Below are 20,121 nucleotides of genomic sequence, written 5' to 3' on the forward strand. Positions count from 1 at the left end.
GCGGCGCTGCCCGCCCGCGGCGACCGCGCCGTCCGCGACCGCCTGGAGCTGGAGGCCCGCGCCATCCGCTCCGGCGCGCTGGCGGGCGACGTCTTCGAGGCCCGCGCGCGCCGCGGCCGGGCGCTGGGCGCGGCCCGCTCCCTCGGCGACGCCGGCCTGCTCGCCCGCGTCATCGTCGGCTTCGACGTGCCGACGCTGTGGACCGCCCGCGAGTACGGCACCTTCGAGCAGGACGCCGTCGACGCCACCGAGGAGGCCCTGGCCGGCGTCACCGACCCCGAACTGCGGGCCAGGCTGCTCGCCAGCCTGGCCATCGAGCTGGAGGGCGAGCGGGACGGGCGCGGCGTGGCGGCGTCCGCGGAGGCGATGCGGATCGCCCGCGAACTCGGCCGCCCCGAACTGCTCGCCGTCGCGATCAACGGCCGGTACATCAACGCCTACCGCGCCGCCGAGGGGCTCACCGAGCGCCGCGCGCTGGCCGCCGAGCTGCTCGACCTGGCCACCGAGCACGGCCTGGGGCTGTACCGGGTGCTGGCCCACCTCCAGCTCCAGCAGGCCGCCATCGCCGCGGTGGACCTGGCCGCCGCCCGGCGGCACCGGGACGCCGGGACCCGGCTGGCCGAGCGGTTCGGGCTCCCGCTGCTGGGCATGATCGCCGCCTGGCTGGACGCTCTCGGCCTCGCCCTCGACGCCAGGTTCGACGAGGCCGCGCGCACCTACGCGGAGATCGCCGACGCCTGCGCCATGTCCGGCACCTGGAACATCGAGCGCGGCATAGCCCACGTCGGGGTCTTCTGCGTGCGGTTCGCCCAGGGCCGCGAGGGCGAGCTGGTGGAGGAGTCCCGGTGGCTGTGGGAGCGGTGGCGGCACGTCGGCGGCACCGCCGAGATCCACGCGCTGGCCCTCATCGCCGCGGGCCGTGCCGCCGAGGCCCGGAGGGTCGTCCAGGACGCCCCTCCGCCCCGCCACGACTACTTCTTCGACCTGACCATGTGCCTGCGGGGGCGGCGCGCGATCGCGCTGGGGCAGCGCGCGGCGGCCGCCGAGGCGTACCGGGAGCTGCTGCCGTACCAGGACCGGCTCGTCGGCGGCGCCTGCGGCGCCGTCACGCTCGGCCCGGTCGGGCAGACCCTCGGCGAACTGGCCGTCTTCCTGGACCGCCCGGCCGAGGCCGCCGCCCACTACCGCCGCGCCGCCGAGGTCGCCGAACGGGCCGGCACCGCGTACTGGACCGGCCTCGCCCACAACGCGCTGCGCAGCCTGGACGCCCCTCCCGCCGCCTGACCACCGCGAGGGGCTGCGGCCGCTGGACGATCGGCGCCCGGGGTAGGCGACAATTGACAGCGTGACGATGCTGGGAGAGACCACGGCCAAGGGCCACCGATCCGGGTTCGCCTGCTTCATCGGGCGGCCCAACGTGGGCAAGTCGACCCTGATGAACGCCCTGGTCGGCTCCAAGGTGGCGATCACCAGCAGCCGTCCGCAGACCACCCGCAGGGCGATCCGCGGCATCGTGCACCGTCCCGACGCCCAGCTCGTGGTGGTCGACACCCCCGGCCTGCACAAGCCCCGCACCCTGCTGGGGGAACGGCTGGACAGCCTGGTGCGCTCCACCCTCACCGAGGTCGACGCGATCGGCTTCTGCGTGCCCGCCGACCAGGCCGTGGGCCCCGGCGACCGGTTCATCGCGCGGGAGCTGGCGAACGTGAAGAAGACCCCGGTCGTCGCGATCGTCACCAAGACCGACCTCGTCCCGCCGGAGCGGGTCGCCGAGCAGCTGACCGCGGTGGCCGCGACGGGCGACGCCGCGGGCGTCCCGTTCGCCGACATCGTGCCCTGCTCGGCGCGGGACGGCTTCCAGGTCGGGCTGGTCGGCGACCTGCTGATCCGGCGGCTGCCCGAGGGGCCGCCGCTCTACCCCGAGGGTGACCTGACCGACGAGCCCGAGGCGGTGCTGGTCGGCGAGCTGATCCGCGAGGCCGCCCTGGAGGGCGTCCGCGACGAGCTGCCGCACTCGATCGCCGTGGTCGTGGACGAGATGGCGCCCCGCGAGGGCCGCGACGACCTCATCGACGTGTACGCGCACCTGTTCGTCGAGCGGCCGAGCCAGAAGGCCATCGTCATCGGCGGCAAGGGCGCCCGGCTGCGCGAGGTCGGCACCCAGGCCCGCCGGCAGATCGAGGCGCTGCTGGGCACCAAGGTCTTCCTCGACCTGCGGATCAAGGTCGCCAAGGACTGGCAGCGCGACCCCAAGCAGCTGCGCAGGCTCGGTTTCGACTGACGCGCGCCGTCAGTAACACTCTGAGGGGGCGACCCCTCAGACTCCCCGGCAAGAGCAGGACTGACCGTCACCCTCCACTCCGCCGGCGCTCCGCTCCGGGTGCCGGTCAGTCGGGCTTCTGCCAGGAGGAGTCGCCCGTGACGGGCCGCTGCTGCGGCTGCCCGGCCGGCGCCTCCGCCTCGCCGCCCTGCGGGGCCTCCGCGGGCTGCGCCTGCATCGGCTGCGTCGGCCACCACTGCGGGCCTTCCGGCTGCGCGAACTCCGACTGCTGCGGCCAGGCCGCGCCCGCCTCCTGGGGCGGCGTGGAGGGGTACTGCTCAGCGCCGGACCGCTCGTGGCGGGCGGCGCCGATCCGCGCGGCGACGGGACGGGCCAGGCTGAACCCGATGACCAGCAGCGACATCGCCACCGCCAGATACCAGCCGATCACCGCCGCGACCTCGTACCCGACCGACAGCTCCGTCGCCGCCAGCCGGTCCTTGAGGTCGTCCAGGCGCAGCACGAACACCCCGCAGACCAGCAGCGACAGCATGCCCGGCACGGCGCCGAGCGCGGAGACGCGCACGTCGCGTCCGATGAGGCCCCAGAACGCCATGGCGATCGCGACCGTCGCCAGCACGGGCACCGCGGCGACCACGGTGTCGGCCTCGACGCCCACGATCGAGCCCAGCTCCCGGGTGAGGGTGCGGCCGAAGATGTCGACCACGATGCGCGCCTCCGCCCAGGGCAGGAACGCCGAGACCAGCAGCAGCGAGCCCGCGAGGATCACGGCGACGTTCCAGACCGCGCCCTGGGAGGCCGGGTCGTACGGCGGCGGCGGATAGGCCGGGAACGGGTGCGGCGGGTGGCCGTCCATGGGCGGCAGGAACGCCGGCCGCGCCTCCCCGCTCCGCACGTCACCCGCACCCACGCCCTCCGCACCGGACGTGCCCGTGTCGGACGTGCCCGTGTCGGACGTGCCCGTGTCGGACGAGCCGGTGTCGGACGGGCCGGTGCCGGCCGCGTCCGGGGCGGACGGGTGCGCGGCGTCCGGGCGGGCCTCGGGCGGGCGGGGCTCGGGCGGGTCCTGGGAACGCGCGGGATCCCCGCCAAAGGCCTGGTCACCAGTCATGGACCCAGCGTAAGGGGCAGGTGCGCGCGGACGGCGCGGGGCACGGCGGGGCCGGGTGATCGGTAGGTTGGTGGGGAGCCCGTTATGGGAGGGGAGTCCCGGTGTTCCTGATCTTCGGCCTGTCGGTGTTCTTCCGCACGGTGGGCGAGGGCACGTTCCACTGCCCGCGCTGCGGCGGCGACCGGTCCTACCGGCAGCGGGTGGGGAGACGCTGGTTCACCCTCTTCTTCCTGCCCGTGGTCCCGCTCAACCAGGTGGGCGAGGTCGTCGAGTGCCGCACCTGCCGGACCCGGTTCGACGTCGGCGCCCTCCGCCAGCCGACCGCGGGGCAGATGGCCGCGGCACTGCCCGCCGGGATGCGGGCCGCCGCCGCGCTGGTGCTGCGCGCGGGCGGGGCGGGGCACCCGGCGGCGCGGGCGCGGGCGGCGGAGGCCGTCCAGGGATACGGCGAGGCCCGGTACGACGACGCGGCCGTGGAGGCCGATCTGCGGCTGGCCGAGCCGTTCCTGGAGCAGGAGGTCGCCGGCGCGGGCGCGCAGCTGGCGATGGAGGCCAAGGAGTGGTTCCTGGCGCAGGCGGCCCGGGTCGCGCTGGCCGACGGGCCCCTCAGCGACGCCGAGCGGGCCGTGCTGCACCGCGTCGCCGACCTGCTGGGGATGTCCCGGGCGCACGCCCTCGGCGTGATCGTCACCACCGAGGGCGCCGCTCGCTGAACCTTGTGAGGAAACTTGCGGGCCGCGTCCTCGCGGGGCCAGAGTGGCCGTGGCGGAACGGCCCTTGCTGAGTGGAGCCTTGCGATGGGCGAGTGGAGCGGGCGGCGGGCGGGACGGCTGGAGACCGGAACGGCGCTGGTGAGGGCGCCCGGGCCGCGGCTCGCGGACGGCATCGTCACCCATGTGGAGCGCCGCCCGGTGGACACCGGGCTGGCCGCGCGGCAGCACGGGGCGTACGTGGACGCGCTGCGCGCAGCGGGCTGGCGGGTGCGGGCGGTGGCCCCGGCCGACCGCTGCCCGGACGCGGTGTTCGTGGAGGACGCCCTGGTGGTCGCGGGCGACACGGCGGTGCTGTGCCGCTCCGGGGCGCTCGGGCGGCGCGCGGAGCTGGAGGGCGCGGAGCGGGCGGCGCTCGACCTGGGCCTGCGGCTCTCGCGGATCAAGGAGCCCGGCACCCTGGACGGCGGCGACGTGCTGCAGGTCGGCGACACCGTGTACGTGGGCCGCGGCGCGCGCACCAACGAGGAGGGCGTCTGCCAGCTGGCGCACCTCATGGGCGGGCGCCGGGTCGTGCCGGTGGCGACGGACGGGACGCTGCACCTGAAGTCGGTGATGGCGGCGCTGCCGGACGGGTCGCTGATCGGGCTGCCGCAGCATGTCGACACCTCCGTCCTGCCGTGCCTGCGGGTGGTGCCGGAGCCGTCGGGGGCGCACGTGGTGCGGCTCGGCCCCGAGCATCTGCTGATGGCGGCGTCCGCGCCGCGCACGGCCGAGCTGCTGGCGGCCGACGGGTGGCGGGTCACGGTGGTCGACATCAGCGAGTTCGAGGCGCTGGAAGGGTGCGTCACCTGCCTTTCGGTGCTGGTCCCGGGCATTCTCTGAGCGTTTCCGCGCCTCCGTCGCCGCTGCGTGACCGCACCATGCCCCGGCCAGACCAGTGAGACTTTCGTAAAGCGCTTGTAACACGACGGTCGCCAGGGAGAAATCTATTTCCGGAGACTTGTCACAGAAAACGGTGGCCCCTGGGCCGGTCTGTGAGGAGTCGATCGTTGCGGAAACCATTCTTGCGGCCATTGGCCGCGGCGCTCCTGCTGCCGGCCGCGTTCCTCACCGCATGCGGTGGAGAATCCGGTGACGAAGCGAATGGGGGAAGCGGCGGAGGCGGCGGGAACACCATCAAGGTCGGCATCCTGCACTCGCTCAGCGGCACCATGGCCATCAGCGAGGTGACGGTCAAGAACTCCGAGACGCTGGCCATCGAGGAGATCAACGCCAAGGGCGGCGTGCTGGGCAAGAAGCTGGAGCCGGTGGTGGAGGACGGCGCCTCCGACTGGCCGACCTTCGCCCAGAAGGCCCAGAAGCTCATCAGGAAGGACAAGGTCGCGACCGTCTTCGGCGGCTGGACCTCGGCCAGCCGCAAGGCGATGCTGCCGGTGTTCGAGCGCAACAAGGCGCTGCTGTGGTACCCGGTCCAGTACGAGGGACTGGAGAGTTCGCCCTACATCTTCTACACCGGCGCCACCACCAACCAGCAGATCGTGCCCGGCCTCGACTATCTCAAGGAAAAGGGCAAGAAGAAGATCTATCTGGTGGGCAGCGACTATGTCTTCCCGCGCACCGCGAACAAAATCATCAAGGCGTACGCGGCGGCCAACGGAATGCAGATCCTGGGCGAGGAGTACACCCCGCTCGGGCACACCGAATACAGCACCCTGGTCAATAAAATCAGCCAGGCCAAGCCGGACGCGGTCTTCAACACCCTCAACGGCGACAGCAACGTGGCCTTTTTCAAGCAGCTGAAGAGCGCCGGTTTCGGCGCGGACCGGCTGCCGGTCATGTCGGTGAGCATCGCCGAGGAGGAGGTCAAGGGCATCGGCGTCGACAACATCGCCGGCCAGCCGGTGGCCTGGAACTACTACCAGACCACCAAGGGCGCGGCGAACGAGAAGTTCGTCAAGGCGTTCCAGGCCAAGCACCAGGGCGCGGTGACCTCCGACCCGATGGAGGCCGGCTACAACGCGGTGCACCTGTGGGCCGAGGCGGTCAAGCGGGCCGGGACGACCGACGTCGCCGCCGTGAAGAAGGCCGCCGCGGGCCTGTCCCTGGAGCTGCCGGAGGGCAAGGTCACCATCGACGGCCCCACCCAGCACGTCTACAAGACCGCCCGGATCGGGGTGGTCCAGCCCGACGGCCTGATCAAGGAGGTGTGGAGCTCCAGGGAGCCGATCAAGCCCGACCCGTACCTGAAGTCCTACCCCTGGGCCACCGGCCTGTCCTGACGCCGACCAGAACCGGGGACGCGCAGTGCAATCGTTGCTCAACCAACTGCCGATCGGGCTCAGCATCGGCGCGGTGCTGCTGCTGATCGCGCTCGGGCTCACCTTCACCTTCGGCCAGATGGGCGTCATCAACATGGCGCACGGCGAGTTCATCATGGCCGGGGCGTACACCGCGTACATGCTGCAGGACTGGACCGGCAAGCAGGCGGTGCTGGTGGCGCTGCCGGTCGCGTTCCTGCTCGCCGGGGCGCTCGGCTGGATCCTGGAGCGGACCGCGATCCGGCACTTCTACGGCCGCCCGCTCGACACCCTCCTGCTGACCTGGGGCGTCAGCCTCGTCCTCCAGCAGGCCGCGCGGGACATCTTCGGCGCCCCCAACGTCCAGGTGGTGGCGCCGGGCTGGCTGACCGGGCGGGTGGAGGTGCTGGGCGGCAGCCTGCCGTACTCGCGGCTGTTCATCATGGCCCTGGCCATCGCCTGCGTGATCGGGGTCTGGGCGTACCTCGACCGGTCCCGGCAGGGCCGCCGGATGCGGGCGGTGATGCAGAACCGCGAGCTGGCCGCGTGCAGCGGCGTGGCCACGCCCCGCGTCGACCAGCTCACCTTCTTCATCGGCTCGGGCCTGGCCGGGGTCGCCGGGGTCGCGCTGACGCTGATCGGCCCGGTCGGACCGTCCCTCGGGACGTACTACATCGTGGACGCGTTCCTGGTGGTCGTCGCCGGCGGGCTCGGCCAGCTGCGCGGCGCGGTGATCGCCGCGGTGGCGCTGGGCATGCTGAACTCCTTCGCCGAGTTCTGGACGGACGCCAGCCTGGCCAAGGTCATCGTCTTCGCCGTGATCATCGCGTTCCTGCAGGTCCGCCCGCAGGGGATGTTCGTGCTGCGGTCGAGGGCGCTGACATGAGCGCGCCGGAGAAGGAGGCGGCGGCCGTGCGCGGGCGCGCACCCGGAGGGGCGGCCGTGCGGTCCCGGCTGCGCGGGTACGCGGTGTTCGGCCTGGTCGCCGTGCTGCTGCTGGTGGTGGCGCCGCTGGCGCTGCCCGCCTTCCGGCTGGACGAGCTGGCCAAGTACCTGTGCTTCGCGATCGCCGCCCTCGGCATCGGCCTCGCCTGGGGCCAGGGCGGCATGCTGACCCTGGGCCAGGGGGTGTTCTTCGGCCTCGGCGGCTACGCGATGGCGATGTACCTCAAGCTGCAGGACGCCGGCGGCGACCTCCCCGACTTCATGGTGTGGAGCGGCGTGGAGGAGCTGCCCGCGCTGTGGAAGCCGTTCGGCAGCCCGGTGGTGGCGGTGGCGGCGGTGATCGTCGTGCCGGTCGCGATCGCGGTCGTGCTGGGGACGCTGGTGTTCCGGCAGCGGGTGCGCGGCGCGTACTTCGCGATCCTCACCCAGGCGCTGGCGGCGGCGTTCGTGATCCTGCTGGTGGGGCAGCAGGGCCTCACCGGCGGCACCAACGGCATGACCAACTTCTACGAGTTCTTCGGCCAGGACGCCGAGGCCGAGAGCACCCAGCGGACGATGTACTTCGTCACCGCGATCGTGCTGGGCGTCCTCTACCTGGGCGCCCGGCAGCTGGTGAAGAGCCGGTTCGGGCGGCTGCTGGTGGCGGTGCGGGACGGCGAGGACCGGGTCCGGTTCCTCGGCTACAACCCGGCCACGGTCAAGACGATCACGTTCGCGATCTCGGCGGGCATGGCCGGGCTGGCCGGCGCGCTGTTCGTGCCGGTGGTCGGCATCATCTCGCCGTCCCTGCTGGGCGTGGTCCCGTCGCTGGAACTGGTGGTGGCGGTCGCGGTCGGCGGCCGGTACGCGCTGGCCGGGGCGATCCTCGGCGCCGTGGTCATGAACTACGCCAAGACCTCGTTCAGCGAGGAGTGGGCGGGCGGCTGGCTCTACCTGCAGGGCGCGCTGTTCATCCTGGTCATGACGCTGGCGCCGAAGGGCGCGGTGGGGGTGTGGGAGCAGGTCCGCGACGCCGTGGCCCGGCGCCGCGCCGTCCCCGACCCGGCCGCGGCGGCGCCGAAGGTGAAGGAGGAGGTCCCGGCATGAGTGACGACGGGGCGCTGCTGGAGATCCGGGGGCTGGAGGTCGTGTTCGACGGATTCCGGGCCATCGACGGCGTCGACCTGACCGTCCGGCAGGGTGAGCTGCGGTTCCTGATCGGCCCGAACGGCGCCGGGAAGACCACGCTGATCGACGTGATCACGGGACTGACCCGTCCGGCCGCGGGCTCGGTGCGGTTCGCCGGGACGGAGCTGACCGGGCGCAAGGAGCACCGGATCGTGCGGCTGGGCATCGGCCGCACGTTCCAGACCTCGGTGGTGTTCGAGGAGCTGACCGTGGTCGAGAACCTCGACCTGGCCGCCGGGTTCCGCCGCCCGCTCCCGACCCTGCTGCGGCAGCGGCGCGGGGTGTCCGGGACGGTCGCCGAGGCGCTCGACACCATCGGCCTGGGCGACCTGGGCGACCGGCCCGCCGGGGTGCTCTCGCACGGCCAGCGGCAGTGGCTGGAGATCGGCATGCTGATCGCGCAGCGGCCCCGGCTGCTGCTGCTCGACGAACCGGTGGCCGGGATGAGCCAGGACGAGCGGGAGCGCACCGGCGAGCTGCTCACCCAGATCGCCAGGGACCACACGGTGGTCGTGGTGGAGCACGACATGGAGTTCCTGCGCCGGTACGCGTCGCAGGTCACCGTCCTGCACGAGGGCCGCGTGCTGGTGGAGGGCGACGTGGCCGCCGTCCAGGCCGACCCTCGCGTCCAGGAGGTCTACCTGGGCCGTTCGAGGGAGGAGGCGGCGTGAGCGAGCGGACGGCGAAGGACGGGCCGCTGCTGCGGGTGTCGGGGGTCGAGGCGGCGTACGGGCGGGCCCGGGTGCTGTTCGGCGTGGACGTCGAGGTCGCGGCCGGGACGCTGATGTGCGTGATGGGCCGCAACGGCGTCGGCAAGACCACCCTGCTGAACGCGATCATGGGCGTGCTGCCGCCGTCCGCCGGGACGGTGGAGTTCGACGGCGAGGACGTGACCAGGCTGCCCACCTACGAGCGGGTGCGCCGCGGCATGGGGTACGTCCCGCAGGGGCACGAGACGTTCCCGCAGCTCACCGTGGCGGAGAACCTGCGGGTCACGCTGGAGGCGTCCCGGCATCGCGACAAGGGCGCGATCGAGGAGGCGCTGGAGGTCTTCCCCCGGCTCAAGGAGCTGCTGGGGCGGCGGGCCGGGTTCCTGTCGGGCGGCCAGCAGCAGCAGCTCGCGATCGCGCGGGCGCTGGTCACGCGGCCCCGGATGCTGATCCTGGACGAGCCGACCGAGGGCATCCAGCCCTCGATCGTGGCCGAGATCGAGGCGGCCGTGGAGCGCCTGCACCGGGAGAAGGGGCTGGCGGTGCTGCTGGTGGAGCAGTACCTGGAGCTGGCGCTGCGGCTGGCCGACGGGTTCGTGATCATCGAGGGCGGGGTGGTGCGGCACTCCGGCACCGCCGAGGACCTGCACGACGACCGGGTGAAGAGCATGCTCGCCGTCTGAACGGGCGGTGAAGGAAGTGTGGGCCCCGTCTCAAATGGCGGGCCTGGTTTCCGCAACACGGCCGTCATCTGTTAGCTTGGCGGGCGTGTTGCGTGAGCTGCTCCTCCTTAGCGGCCGCAGCGGGGGCCTGTAACCGGCTGGCTCCCCCGTTGCGGGAGTTCGTCGTGGACGTCGGCCGCTGGATCCGAGCAGAGGAAACCCCTTCCCGATGTATCCGCAACAGAACCCTTCGGGCATGCCCTTCGAGCGCTACCGCCCGTTCGCCCCGATCGCCCTGACCGACCGCACCTGGCCGAACGCGGTGATCACCGAGGCGCCGCGATGGTGCGCGGTGGACCTGCGGGACGGCAACCAGGCGCTGATCGACCCGATGGACGCGCACCGCAAGCTGAAGATGTTCGAGCTGCTGGTGCGGATGGGCTACAAGGAGATCGAGGTCGGGTTCCCGGCCGCGAGCCAGACCGACTTCGACTTCGTCCGGCAGATCATCGAGGACGGCCTGATCCCCGACGACGTGGTGATCCAGGTGCTGACCCAGGCGCGGCCGGAGCTGATCGAGCGCACCTTCGAGTCGGTGCGCGGCGCCAAGCAGGCGATCGTCCACCTCTACAACTCCACCAGCACGCTGCAGCGCCGCGTGGTGTTCGGGCAGGACCGCGACGGCATCACCGCGATCGCGGTGGAGGGCGCCAAGCTGTGCGCCAAGCTGGCCGAGGACATGGGCGACACCGAGATCTTCTTCCAGTACTCGCCGGAGTCGTTCACCGGCACCGAGCTGGAGTACGCGGTCGAGGTCTGCAACGCCGTCAACGACGTGTGGAGGCCGACGCCCGACCGGAAGGTCATCGTCAACCTGCCGGCCACCGTGGAGATGGCCACGCCCAACGTCTACGCCGACCAGATCGAGTGGATGAACCGCAACCTGGCCTACCGGGACTCGGTGATCCTCTCGCTGCACCCGCACAACGACCGGGGCACCGCCGTGGCCGCGGCCGAGCTGGGCTACATGGCCGGGGCCGACCGGATCGAGGGCTGCCTGTTCGGCAACGGCGAGCGCACCGGCAACGTGTGCCTGGTCACGCTGGGGCTGAACCTGTTCACCCAGGGCGTGGACCCGCAGATCGACTTCTCCGACATCGACGAGATCCGCCGCACCGTCGAGTACTGCAACCAGCTGCCGGTGCACGAGCGGCACCCCTACGGCGGCGACCTGGTCTACACCGCCTTCTCCGGCTCCCACCAGGACGCGATCAACAAGGGCTTCGACCACCTCCGGCTGGACGCCGAGGCGGCCGGGGTGCCGGTGGACGGCTTCCGCTGGGAGGTCCCGTACCTGCCGATCGACCCCAAGGACGTCGGCCGCACCTACGAGGCGGTCATCCGGGTCAACAGCCAGTCCGGCAAGGGCGGCGTCGCGTACGTGATGAAGACCGAGCACTCCCTGGAGCTGCCGCGGCGGCTGCAGATCGAGTTCTCGCGGGTGGTGCAGGCGCACACCGACTCCGAGGGCGGCGAGGTCACCCCGGAGCGGATGTGGGAGATCTTCCAGGGCGAGTTCCTGGCCAACGGCCCCCGGGTGGGGCTGCTGGCGCACCGCACGACCTCGCGGGTGGACGAGAAGGACGTGCTCGGCTGCGACATCCGGGTCGACGGGGAGATCCGTGAGATCGAGGGCGTGGGCAACGGCCCGGTGTCGGCGTTCGAGGCGGCGCTGGCCACGGTCGGCGTGCACGTACGGGTGCTCGACTACACCGAGCACGCGCTGAGCGCCGGCGGCGACGCCCGCGCGGCCGCGTACGTGGAGTGCGACGTGGACGGCACCTCGGTGTGGGGCGTGGGCATCGACGGCAACATCGTCACCGCCTCGCTGAAGGCCATCCTGTCGGCGGTCAACCGCGTGGCCCGCGCCCGCGCCTGACCCCTCGGCCCCGCACTCTCCTCAGTCCATTGCAGGGCCCTCAGCACCTCGCAGGGCCGCCCGGCCGCCGTGCGCGGCCGGGCCCGCCCCGGGCGCGCGAGCCATGGCCACGAGCCGCGGGCGCCGCGAGCCCCAGAGTTTCCGCCCGTGCCCGCGCGGGGGCGCGGGCGGAATCGACCCGGTCACGCCGTTGTGATCCACGCGTGTGATCGATGCCCCGGGCCCCGGCCGTGACGATCTCACGGCCGGGGCCCGTCGCCTTCCCTGGCCCGTCTCCCGCCTCTCAGCGGCCCTGGCCGAGGACGTGATGGACCAGTTCCCGGAGCGGCCCGTTCAGCTGGGCCTCACCCACGGTGGCCGTGTCGCCGTCGATGTCGATCTCGTACAGGAACTGGTCCGGCCTCCGGCCGGGCGGCGGCACCGACGCCAGATCCACCCGGTCGACCAGCCGGGTCAGCATGGGATCGGTGGCGCTGTCGGACTGCCCGCGCTGCTCGATCCCCGCGAACCCCCCGCTGCGGACCACTGTCACCTTCACCGTCTCTCCCGCTCGCCTCCGCGCCGCCCCCCGCGCGGCTCCTCGTCTCGTCGCCGCGGCGCGCCCGCGCTCCGGCCGCCCGCTCCACCGGCGTCCGGATCGCCGGACGGGGACGGCCCCGCAAGGCCGTCCCCGTCGCGCCGCCTTTCATCGCACCGCCGGGGGGACGGCGCGTGGCCGCGCCCCCCGCACAGGGCCGCTCGTCGGAGCGCCTCCTGCCACGGCGTTTTTCATACGGAGACGCCTACCCCCGTCCATGCCTCTCGTACCGCACCGGTTTCGGCGGCTTCGGCGCCGTAGAGCCGGGTGGCGCTGTCGAGCGTCGCGGCGGCGAACCCGGCGAAGTCGACGGTCGCCGAGAGCTGCCCGCCGGTGAGCGTGTCGTACCAGATCCGCCCCGCCTTCTCCCACGCGTGGCCGCCGATGGCGACGGAGGCCAGGTAGAAGGCGCGGTTGGGGATGCCGGAGTTGATGTGGACGCCGCCGTTGTCGCCGCGGGTGGGGTTGTAGTCGTCCATGTGGCCGGGCTGCGGGTCCTTGCCCAGCCGCGGGTCGTCGTAGGCGGTGCCGGGCTCCTTCATGGAGCGCAGGGCCACGCCGTTGACGCCCTCGGCGAGCAGGCCCTGCCCGATGAGCCAGTCGGCCTGGTCGGCGGTGTGGCCGAGATGCCACTGCTTGACGAGGGAGCCGAACACGTCGGAGACCGACTCGTTCAGCGCGCCCGGCTGGTTTCGGTACTCGAGGTTGGCGGTGTACTGGGTGACGCCGTGCACCAGCTCGTGGCCGGTGACGTCGAGCGGACCGGTGAACGCGCGGAACAGCGTCCCGTCGCCGTCGCCGTAGACCATCTGCTCGCCGTCCCAGAAGGCGTTGTCGTAGTCGCGGCCGTAGTGGACGGTGGAGACCAGCGCGAGCCCCGCGCCGTCGATGGAGTTGCGCCGGTAGGCGGCCTCGAAGAAGTCGAAGGTGACGCCCAGCCAGTCGTAGGCCTGGTCGACGATCTCGTCGCCCGTGGCGGGGTCGCCCTCGCCGCGGGCCTTGGCTCCGGGGAGCGTCTCCTCGTTCTTGGCGTCGTGGATCGTCCGGTTCGGGACGAAGTCCTCGGTGGGATCGGGGGCCCCGGCGGGGAACGCGAGACGGGCCTCGCGCTGCGCCGAGCTGAGAGCCAGGGAGCGGCGTGCGGAGTCGCGGAGCGCCGGATCATCGGCGGCTTCGGCGACCCGTTCCAGCATATGCGGGGGCACGATGGTGCATCTCATGGCACAACGCTGCCAGCTCGATGTGATTCGAGCCACAGGTTTCGGGCAACTCTCACGGCCTAATCCGGTCACGGAACGTGATGGAAGGCTGGCGTTCGGGTGCGGCCCGGGGCCGCCGTTCGCGGCGCGCGGGCAGGTTCGGGACAGCGGGCGGGGTGCGGGACAATGGTCCCGTGACCCTCTACCGCGATGAAGGCATCGTCCTGCGCACCCAGAAACTGGGCGAGGCCGACCGCATCGTCACGGTCCTCACCCGGCGCACCGGGCGGATCCGCGCGGCGGCCAAGGGCGTGCGCAAGACCAAGTCGCGGTTCGGGGCGCGGCTGGAGCCGTTCACCCACGTCGACCTGCAGCTGTACGAGCGGCGCTCGCTCGACCTCATCACCCAGGCCGAGACGCTGCGGCCGTACGGGGAGCGGCTGGTCACCGACTACCCCCGCTACACCGCCGGGACGGCGATGCTGGAGACCGCCGAGAAGCTCACCGCCGAGGAGGGCGAGCCGGCGCTGCGCCAGTTCCTGCTGCTGGTGGGCGGGCTGCGGACGCTGGCCGAGCGCGGCCACGACCCCCGTCTGGTGCTGGACGCCTTCCTGCTGCGGTCGCTGTCGGTGGCGGGCTGGGCGCCGGCCATCGACGAGTGCTGCGGGTGCGGCGACCGCGGCGGGCTGCGCGGGTTCGCGATCGCCGCGGGCGGCGCGGTCTGCGCGCGCTGCCGCCGGCCCGGCGCGGCCACTCCGGCGCCGCCGACGTTCGCGCTGATGCTGGCGCTGCTGCGGGGCGACTGGGAGTACGCCGACGGGAGTGAGCCGCGCCACCGGGTAGAGTGCAGCGGCCTCGTGGCGGCCTACCTGCAGTGGCATCTGGAGCACGGCATCCGGTCCCTGCGGCATGTGGAGCCCGAGGACGGCCCGTCCCGTCCAACCGGCATGGACTTCACGACCAGCGACACAGGCGGCGACCCCGGCCGCGACACCCCCGACACCACCGACAGGGAGCGAGTTTGAGAAGGGCCGTTCAGCCCCCGGAACCGCACAGGACCGGGGCCCGCCCGCCCGCGATCCCCGCCGACCTGGTGCCCCGGCACGTCGCCATCGTCATGGACGGCAACGGGCGCTGGGCCAAGGAGCGCGGGCTGCCCCGCACCGAGGGCCACAGGATGGGGGAGGACTCCCTCTTCGACGTGATCATGGGCGCGATCGAGCTCGGCGTGCCGTACCTGTCGGCCTACGCCTTCTCCACCGAGAACTGGAAGCGCTCGCCCGACGAGGTCCGCTTCCTCATGGGCTTCAACCGCGAGGTGATCCGGCGCCGCCGCGACCAGCTCCACGCGATGGGCGTCCGGGTGCGCTGGGCGGGCCGCCGGCCCCGGCTGTGGCGCAGCGTGATCTCCGAGCTGGAGACGGCCGAGGAGATGACCCGCGACAACGACGTGCTGACCCTGCAGTTCTGCGTGAACTACGGCGGCCGGGCCGAGATCGCCGACGCGGCGGCCGCCATCGCCCGGGACGTGCGGGACGGGAAGCTCAACCCCGACAAGATCAACGAGAAGGTGTTCGCCCGCTACCTGGACGAGCCGTCCATCCCGGACGTGGACCTGTTCCTGCGCTCGTCGGGGGAGCAGCGCACCTCCAACTTCCTGATCTGGCAGTCGGCGTACGCGGAGATGGTCTTCCTCGACACGCTCTGGCCCGACTTCGACCGGCGCCACCTGTGGCACGCCTGCGAGTTGTACGCGTCCCGCGACCGCCGCTACGGCGGCGCCATCCCCAACCAGGTCCCGGCCACCTGACGGTGTGTGGTCTGGGGAAGGCCCCAGACCACACCCGCCCCTCAGCGTCCAGGCCGGTGATCGGGTGATCCGATGATTAAGCGAGCGCGGCGTCGAGGGTGATCTTGGTGCCGGTGAGGGCCTTGCTGACCGGGCAGTTCTCCTTGGCGTTCTGCGCGGCCTTCTCGAAGTCGGCCGCCGACAGCCCGGGGACGCTCGCCCGCACGGTCAGGTGGATCCCGGTGATGCCCTCGCCGGGCTGGAAGGTGACCTCCGCCTTGGTGTCGACCTTCTCGGGCGGGGTGCCGGCCCCGGCCAGCCCGTGCGAGAGGGCCATCGAGTAGCAGGTGGAGTGGGCGGCCGCGATGAGCTCCTCGGGGCTGGTGCGGCCGTCCGGCTCCTCGGCGCGCGACGGCCAGGTCACCTCGAAGGAGCCGACCTTGGACGAGTCGAGCGAGACCTTGCCCTGGCCGCCCATCAGCGGCCCTTCCCAGTGCGCGTTCGCGGTTCGTGTCGTAGCCATGTGCCGATTCTTGCGCATGGGCCCGTCGCGCGATCCGGAGGGGCGAGGACTTGGAACGCATCAGAAACGCCCCGCCCTGGCTGGGCGGGGCGTTTCCGAGGGGTGGGAGGGGGATGGCTCGTCCGCACATTTATGTCATGTCCGAAGAGATTGCGCACTTGTGGCAAGTTCACAAAGATTCGGGCGATGTACGGCGAGTCCTCGCGTCGTCCCAGGTCGCGCGGGTGTGGCGCAGCTCACCACCGTGAACGGCGCGCGGCGATTCAGAGAAAAGAGCGCCGGCCGGGAACTCTCCCGTGCCGGCGTGGGGTCAGGAGCCGGCCTTGGCGCAGTCGGCGCAGGTGCCGAAGACCTCGACGGTGTGCGTGATGTCCACGAAACCGTGCTCGGCGGCGATCGCGTCGGCCCACTTCTCCACGGCGGGCCCGCCGACCTCGACGGTGCGCCCGCACGCCCGGCACACCAGGTGGTGGTGGTGCTCCTCGGTGCGGCAGGCGCGGTAGACCGCCTCGCCGTCGTCGGTGCGCAGCACGTCGACCTCGCCGGAGTCGCTGAGCGCCTGCAGCGCCCGGTAGACCGTGGTGAGGCCGATCTTGGAGCCGTCCGCCCGCAGGTCGGCGTAGATGTCCTGGGCGCTGCGGAAGCCCTCGCATCCGGCCAGCGCCTGCCGTACCGCGTTGCGGCGGGTCGTCGTCATCCCCGTAGTACCTCCGCCTCGGCGTCCACACCTGCCCGGGCCGCGGCCGTCACCGTGCGCCTGCGTCGCGTCACCGCGCCCCCGATCACCGCGACCATGAACACCGCCAGGGCCAGCAGCACGATCGAGGGTCCCGGTGGGAGATCGTACTGGAACGACCCCGCGAGCCCCGACACCGCCGACAGTACACCGACGGCCATCGCCAGCAGCATCGTGGCGCGGAAGCCCCGCGTCAGCTGCTGCGCCGCCGCCACCGGGACGATCATCAGGGCGCTGACCAGCAGCAGCCCGATCGCGCGCATCGCGATCACCACGGTGACCGCGGCGGTCGCCGCGATCAGGATGCTCAGGAAGCGGGTGGGCAGGCCCGACGCCCGCGCCACCTCCTCGTCCTGGCACAGCAGGAACAGCTCGCGCCCGAAGAGGGCCACGATCGCCAGCACCGCCACCGCCAGCGCCGCGACCACGTACAGGTCCGAGACCGACACGCTGCTGATCGACCCGAACAGGTAGGACTGCAGGTTCGCGCCTCCGCCCTCGGCGTTGGTGAGGATCACCCCGCCCGCCAGCCCGCCGTAGAACAGCAGCGCCAGCGCCACGTCCGCGCCGCTGCGGCTGCGTTCGCGCAGCACCTCGATGGCGACCGCGCCGAGCACCGACACCACCAGCGCGCCCATGACCGGGGAGGTCCCGGTCAGCAGCCCCAGGCCGATCCCGGTCAGCGCGATGTGCCCGATCCCGTCGCCGAGCAGCGACAGCCTGCGCTGCACGATGAACGTCCCGACCGCGGGCGCGGTCAGCCCGATGAGCACCGCCATGACCAGCGCGATGCGCATGAAGTCGTACTCGAGCATCTCGAAGATCACGCTGTGCCCCCCGTTCGCCTCCGGGGCGCCTTACGGCGGCGCCTTCCCTCCTCGCTCGTTCCTCGCTCGTCAGTCCAGGCGCCGCCGCGCCCCTCCGGCTCTCTCATCACGCGGTGCCCCCCGTTCGCCTCACGCCGCGCTCTCCCTGCTCTCGCGGGTGGCGGCCAGGGACGGGGCGGGCGCGGTGCGGCGGGTCTCGTCCGCGACGCGGCCGTGCTCCAGCACGACGGTGCGGGTGATCAGCGGCTCCAGCGGGCCGAGCTCGTGCGCCACCAGCACGACGGTGCGGCCCTCCTCGGCGAGCCCGCGCAGCGTGCCGGCCAGGGCGGCCTGGCTGGCCGCGTCGACGCCGGCGGTCGGCTCGTCCATCACGAAGACCTCGGGCTCGCCCGCCAGGGCGCGCGCGATGAGCACGCGCTGCTGCTGGCCGCCCGACAGCAGGTGCGCCGAGTCGCGGGCCCGGCCGGCCAGCCCCACCGCATCGAGGGCGCGCTCCACCGCGGCCCGGTCGGCGGCCGAGGACGGCCGCCAGCGCGACTGCCGCGCCACCCGGCCCGACGCCACGACCTCCCGCACCGTCGCGGGCACCCCGCCGCCCATCGGCAGCCGCTGCGGGACGTACCCGACCCGCTTCCAGTCACGGAACCGGGCGGCCGGGCGGCCGAAGATCTCGGTTCGTCCGGCGGCCAGCGGACGCAGCCCCAGCAGCGCCTTGACCAGGGTGGACTTCCCCGCCCCGTTGGGACCGAGCACGGCCAGCAGGTCGCCCGGCTCGACGACCAGGTCGACGCCGCGCAGCACCTCGCGGCCGTCGAGGCGGACATGCCCGCCGCTCATCGCGAACGGCGGGCCGGACGGGTGCGGGGAAGTCGGTTTCATGAGCATCCAAGTGCGGGTTTCAGCGTTTCCAGGTTCTTGCGCATGATCGAAAGGTAGTCCTCGGAGGAGCCCTCCCGGACGCCTTCGACCGGGTCGAGCACCGCGGTCCGCACCCCGGCCGAACGGGCCAGCGACTCGGCGACCCTGGGGCTGACCAGCGTCTCGGTGAAGACCGTGGTGGCGCCGGCGTCCTTGACCTCGTGCGTCAGCTCGGCCAGCCGCTTGGGCGAGGGCTCGCTGGAGGGGTCCACGCCGGCGATGGAGACCTGCTTGAGGCCGTACCGGTCGGCGAGGTAGCCGAACGCGGCGTGCGCGGTGACGATCGTCTTCTGCTTGCAGGACGTCAGGCCGGCCTTGTACGCCTGGTCGAGCGCGTTGAGCTCGGCGGCCAGCGCGGCGGCGCGGGACTTGTAACCGGAGGCGTGCGCGGAGTCGGCGGCGGCGAGCCGCTCACCGAACGCGGTGGCGATGGTGGCCATCCGGCTGGGGTCGAGCCAGACGTGCGGGTCCTGGGCGGCGTCGGCCTGCTTCTCCTGGCCGTGCCCTTCCTCGCCCTCGTGCTCGTGGCCGTGGTCGTGCCCGTGTCCGTCGTCGCCGGTCGGCGCCGGGATCGTCTTGACGACGCTCGCCACGTCCAACGCCTTGTCGTTCGCGTGCTTGCGCACGGCGTCGTCCATCGCGGGCTGCACGCCCTTGACGTAGATCGCGTAGTCGGCCTTGCCGACGTCGGCGATCTGCCGGGCGGTGAGCTCCAGGTCGTGCGGCTCGGCGCCCGGCTTGGTCAGCGTCCGGACCTCGGCGTCCGGCCCTCCGACCTTCCCGGCCAGCCAGGCGACCGGGTAGAAGGAGGCGACGATCTCGGTCGTGCCGGACCTGCCGGCTCCTGCGCCGCCGCCCCCTCCGCACGCGGCGAGGCCGGTCAGGCCGGCGACGGCCAGCACGGCGATCGGGAGGGTGCGAAAGGGCCTGCGAGAGATGAACACACCCCAAGTGTGGACGAAGATGAAAACGGTTGTCAAAACCGACGTTTCGCCGCGGTCTCCGTCACCACAGGTGCCCCACGGCGAACACCGCCAGCACCACCAACGCCGCCAGGCGCAGGATTCGTCCCGGAAGGTCCAGCGAGGGCCAGTTGAGGTAGGCGAACCAGGCCAGCACCACCAGCAGCACCAGCAGCCCGGAGGCGCCGACCCAGCCCGAACCCGCCATGCCGATCACCAGCAGCCCGAAGACCACGGCCAGCAGCACCCAGCGCGGCGTCCGGCTCAGCAGCACCAGCGGCGCCGCGCTCCGGGCCTCGATCGCGGTGCGCAGCCCGCTCGATCCGTCCGGTGCCGATCCGCCTCGTGCGTTCCGTGGGTTCACGTGCCCCAACGTACGCCGGGGGACGGCGTGCGGGCGCCCGGTGCCAGGATGGATACGTGATTGCGATTACCCGGTACCGCGTGCCGGACCCCGAGGCCGGCGGATTCGCCGAGCGGATGACCGCCGTGCTCGACCGGCTCGCGGCCAGCCCCGGCTACCGTTCGGGACGGCTGGCCCGCACCGTCGACGACCCCTCGCTGTGGGCGCTGGTCACCGAGTGGGACGGCGCCGGCCACTACCGCCGCGCGCTGGGCGCCTACGAGGTGCGGCTGGAGTTCATGCCGCTCGCCGCGCTGGCGCTGGACGAACCGGGCGCCTACGAGATCCTGGCGACCCGCACCGCCCCCGGGAACACGCCTGGTCAACAGCCGTACAAGAACCCCTGACGCGCGGTTTCGGGT

The 20,121-nt window shown here is 72.6% G+C and carries 21 protein-coding genes and 1 pseudogene; 13 read left to right on the plus strand and 9 right to left on the minus strand.

The genetic code is table 11. The features are described 5' to 3' along the window. Together ACFPZN_RS30880 and era are read left to right on the plus strand one after the other, a co-directional pair. Positions 1 to 1,284 (plus strand): annotated as a pseudogene (locus tag ACFPZN_RS30880) (hypothetical protein); the annotation flags it as partial. A gap of 67 nt (positions 1,285 to 1,351) precedes the next feature. Continuing rightward, positions 1,352 to 2,281, plus strand: coding sequence for a GTPase Era (gene era, locus ACFPZN_RS30885; RefSeq protein WP_378285850.1), 930 nt, complete (start codon positions 1,352 to 1,354; stop codon positions 2,279 to 2,281). A gap of 106 nt (positions 2,282 to 2,387) precedes the next feature. Here era and ACFPZN_RS30890 read toward each other — a convergent pair whose 3' ends face one another. Further along, positions 2,388 to 3,392, minus strand: a complete 1,005-nt coding sequence (locus ACFPZN_RS30890; protein WP_378285780.1) for a hypothetical protein — start codon at positions 3,390 to 3,392, stop codon at positions 2,388 to 2,390. Between the two features lie 101 nt (positions 3,393 to 3,493). On the opposite strand from ACFPZN_RS30890, the gene ACFPZN_RS30895 reads away from it, so the two are divergent. The 8 genes from ACFPZN_RS30895 (at position 3,494) to leuA (ending at position 11,825) form a co-directional block, all read left to right on the plus strand. Next, entirely contained in the window at positions 3,494 to 4,105 is a 612-nt protein-coding gene (locus ACFPZN_RS30895; protein ID WP_378285781.1) for a tellurite resistance TerB family protein, read from the plus strand. An 84-nt stretch (positions 4,106 to 4,189) separates the two neighbouring features. Continuing rightward, positions 4,190 to 4,987: a dimethylargininase gene (ddaH, locus tag ACFPZN_RS30900; RefSeq protein ID WP_378285782.1), complete on the plus strand. Its 798-nt coding sequence runs from the start codon at positions 4,190 to 4,192 to the stop codon at positions 4,985 to 4,987. A 167-nt stretch (positions 4,988 to 5,154) separates the two neighbouring features. Then, positions 5,155 to 6,384 (plus strand): urea ABC transporter substrate-binding protein, encoded by a 1,230-nt coding sequence (gene urtA / locus ACFPZN_RS30905; RefSeq protein WP_378285783.1) that lies wholly within the window; start codon positions 5,155 to 5,157, stop codon positions 6,382 to 6,384. 25 nt (positions 6,385 to 6,409) lie between these two features. Continuing rightward, on the plus strand, positions 6,410 to 7,288 hold the full coding sequence (urtB, locus tag ACFPZN_RS30910) for an urea ABC transporter permease subunit UrtB (protein ID WP_378285784.1): 879 nt from the start codon (positions 6,410 to 6,412) through the stop codon (positions 7,286 to 7,288). Continuing rightward, complete coding sequence (urtC, locus tag ACFPZN_RS30915; protein ID WP_378285785.1) at positions 7,285 to 8,433, plus strand: urea ABC transporter permease subunit UrtC; 1,149 nt, start codon at positions 7,285 to 7,287, stop codon at positions 8,431 to 8,433. Before urtB ends, urtC begins: the two co-directional genes overlap by 4 nt. Further along, positions 8,430 to 9,185: an urea ABC transporter ATP-binding protein UrtD gene (urtD, locus tag ACFPZN_RS30920; protein WP_378285786.1), complete on the plus strand. Its 756-nt coding sequence runs from the start codon at positions 8,430 to 8,432 to the stop codon at positions 9,183 to 9,185. Before urtC ends, urtD begins: the two co-directional genes overlap by 4 nt. Then, positions 9,182 to 9,907 carry an urea ABC transporter ATP-binding subunit UrtE gene (urtE, locus tag ACFPZN_RS30925; protein WP_378285787.1) on the plus strand — a complete coding sequence of 242 codons (726 nt, stop codon included), beginning with the start codon at positions 9,182 to 9,184 and terminating at the stop codon, positions 9,905 to 9,907. The genes urtD and urtE overlap by 4 nt, the downstream gene beginning before the upstream one ends. 208 nt (positions 9,908 to 10,115) lie before the next feature. Further along, positions 10,116 to 11,825, plus strand: a complete 1,710-nt coding sequence (gene leuA / locus ACFPZN_RS30930) for a 2-isopropylmalate synthase (RefSeq protein WP_378285788.1) — start codon at positions 10,116 to 10,118, stop codon at positions 11,823 to 11,825. Positions 11,826 to 12,108: 283 nt separating this feature from the next. Here the strand turns inward: leuA and ACFPZN_RS30935 are convergent, their stop codons facing one another. Together ACFPZN_RS30935 and ACFPZN_RS30940 are read right to left on the minus strand one after the other, a co-directional pair. Then, positions 12,109 to 12,363: a protealysin inhibitor emfourin gene (locus ACFPZN_RS30935; RefSeq protein ID WP_378285789.1), complete on the minus strand. Its 255-nt coding sequence runs from the start codon at positions 12,361 to 12,363 to the stop codon at positions 12,109 to 12,111. Between the two features lie 230 nt (positions 12,364 to 12,593). Continuing rightward, entirely contained in the window at positions 12,594 to 13,622 is a 1,029-nt protein-coding gene (locus tag ACFPZN_RS30940) for a M4 family metallopeptidase (protein WP_378285790.1), read from the minus strand. 173 nt (positions 13,623 to 13,795) lie between these two features. Here ACFPZN_RS30940 and recO point away from each other — a divergent pair, with 173 nt between their 5' ends. Both recO and ACFPZN_RS30950 read left to right on the plus strand, forming a co-directional pair. Beyond that, positions 13,796 to 14,626 (plus strand): DNA repair protein RecO, encoded by an 831-nt coding sequence (gene recO, locus ACFPZN_RS30945; RefSeq protein ID WP_378285792.1) that lies wholly within the window; start codon positions 13,796 to 13,798, stop codon positions 14,624 to 14,626. Next, the gene (locus ACFPZN_RS30950; protein ID WP_378285794.1) at positions 14,623 to 15,411 is read left to right on the plus strand and encodes an isoprenyl transferase; all 789 of its coding nucleotides are present in this window, start codon (positions 14,623 to 14,625) and stop codon (positions 15,409 to 15,411) included. The genes recO and ACFPZN_RS30950 overlap by 4 nt, the downstream gene beginning before the upstream one ends. Before the next feature lie 76 nt (positions 15,412 to 15,487). Here the strand turns inward: ACFPZN_RS30950 and ACFPZN_RS30955 are convergent, their stop codons facing one another. The 6 genes from ACFPZN_RS30955 to ACFPZN_RS30980 all read right to left on the minus strand — a co-directional run bounded on the left by ACFPZN_RS30955 (position 15,488) and on the right by ACFPZN_RS30980 (position 19,720). Continuing rightward, positions 15,488 to 15,913, minus strand: a complete 426-nt coding sequence (locus tag ACFPZN_RS30955; protein WP_378285795.1) for an OsmC family protein — start codon at positions 15,911 to 15,913, stop codon at positions 15,488 to 15,490. A gap of 310 nt (positions 15,914 to 16,223) precedes the next feature. After that, positions 16,224 to 16,610, minus strand: coding sequence for a Fur family transcriptional regulator (locus ACFPZN_RS30960; protein WP_378285796.1), 387 nt, complete (start codon positions 16,608 to 16,610; stop codon positions 16,224 to 16,226). After that, positions 16,607 to 17,473, minus strand: coding sequence for a metal ABC transporter permease (locus tag ACFPZN_RS30965; RefSeq protein WP_378285851.1), 867 nt, complete (start codon positions 17,471 to 17,473; stop codon positions 16,607 to 16,609). The genes ACFPZN_RS30960 and ACFPZN_RS30965 overlap by 4 nt, the downstream gene beginning before the upstream one ends. Positions 17,474 to 17,605: 132 nt before the next feature. Further along, positions 17,606 to 18,355 (minus strand): metal ABC transporter ATP-binding protein, encoded by a 750-nt coding sequence (locus ACFPZN_RS30970; protein WP_378285797.1) that lies wholly within the window; start codon positions 18,353 to 18,355, stop codon positions 17,606 to 17,608. Then, positions 18,352 to 19,338 carry a metal ABC transporter substrate-binding protein gene (locus tag ACFPZN_RS30975; RefSeq protein WP_378285798.1) on the minus strand — a complete coding sequence of 329 codons (987 nt, stop codon included), beginning with the start codon at positions 19,336 to 19,338 and terminating at the stop codon, positions 18,352 to 18,354. The genes ACFPZN_RS30970 and ACFPZN_RS30975 overlap by 4 nt, the downstream gene beginning before the upstream one ends. A gap of 61 nt (positions 19,339 to 19,399) precedes the next feature. Continuing rightward, positions 19,400 to 19,720, minus strand: a complete 321-nt coding sequence (locus ACFPZN_RS30980; protein ID WP_378285799.1) for a DUF6703 family protein — start codon at positions 19,718 to 19,720, stop codon at positions 19,400 to 19,402. Positions 19,721 to 19,776: 56 nt separating this feature from the next. Here ACFPZN_RS30980 and ACFPZN_RS30985 point away from each other — a divergent pair, with 56 nt between their 5' ends. After that, the gene (locus ACFPZN_RS30985) at positions 19,777 to 20,106 is read left to right on the plus strand and encodes an antibiotic biosynthesis monooxygenase family protein (RefSeq protein WP_378285800.1); all 330 of its coding nucleotides are present in this window, start codon (positions 19,777 to 19,779) and stop codon (positions 20,104 to 20,106) included. Positions 20,107 to 20,121: the final 15 nt, after the last annotated feature.

The sequence above is a fragment of the Actinomadura rugatobispora genome, assembly GCF_042656285.1.
Classification (GTDB): Bacteria; Actinomycetota; Actinomycetes; order Streptosporangiales; family Streptosporangiaceae; genus Spirillospora; species Spirillospora rugatobispora.

Excerpts from the sequence above, each read along its gene's own strand:
- era (WP_378285850.1), top strand. The coding sequence starts at position 1,352 with ATGCTGGGAGAGACCACGGCCAAGGGCCACCGATCCGGGTTCGCCTGC.
- ACFPZN_RS30890 (WP_378285780.1), bottom strand. The coding sequence starts at position 3,392 with ATGACTGGTGACCAGGCCTTTGGCGGGGATCCCGCGCGTTCCCAGGAC.
- ddaH (WP_378285782.1), top strand. The coding sequence starts at position 4,190 with ATGGGCGAGTGGAGCGGGCGGCGGGCGGGACGGCTGGAGACCGGAACG.
- urtC (WP_378285785.1), top strand. The coding sequence starts at position 7,285 with ATGAGCGCGCCGGAGAAGGAGGCGGCGGCCGTGCGCGGGCGCGCACCC.
- urtD (WP_378285786.1), top strand. The coding sequence starts at position 8,430 with ATGAGTGACGACGGGGCGCTGCTGGAGATCCGGGGGCTGGAGGTCGTG.
- leuA (WP_378285788.1), top strand. The coding sequence starts at position 10,116 with ATGTATCCGCAACAGAACCCTTCGGGCATGCCCTTCGAGCGCTACCGC.
- ACFPZN_RS30940 (WP_378285790.1), bottom strand. The coding sequence starts at position 13,622 with ATGAGATGCACCATCGTGCCCCCGCATATGCTGGAACGGGTCGCCGAA.
- ACFPZN_RS30955 (WP_378285795.1), bottom strand. The coding sequence starts at position 15,913 with ATGGCTACGACACGAACCGCGAACGCGCACTGGGAAGGGCCGCTGATG.
- ACFPZN_RS30960 (WP_378285796.1), bottom strand. The coding sequence starts at position 16,610 with ATGACGACGACCCGCCGCAACGCGGTACGGCAGGCGCTGGCCGGATGC.
- ACFPZN_RS30970 (WP_378285797.1), bottom strand. The coding sequence starts at position 18,355 with ATGAAACCGACTTCCCCGCACCCGTCCGGCCCGCCGTTCGCGATGAGC.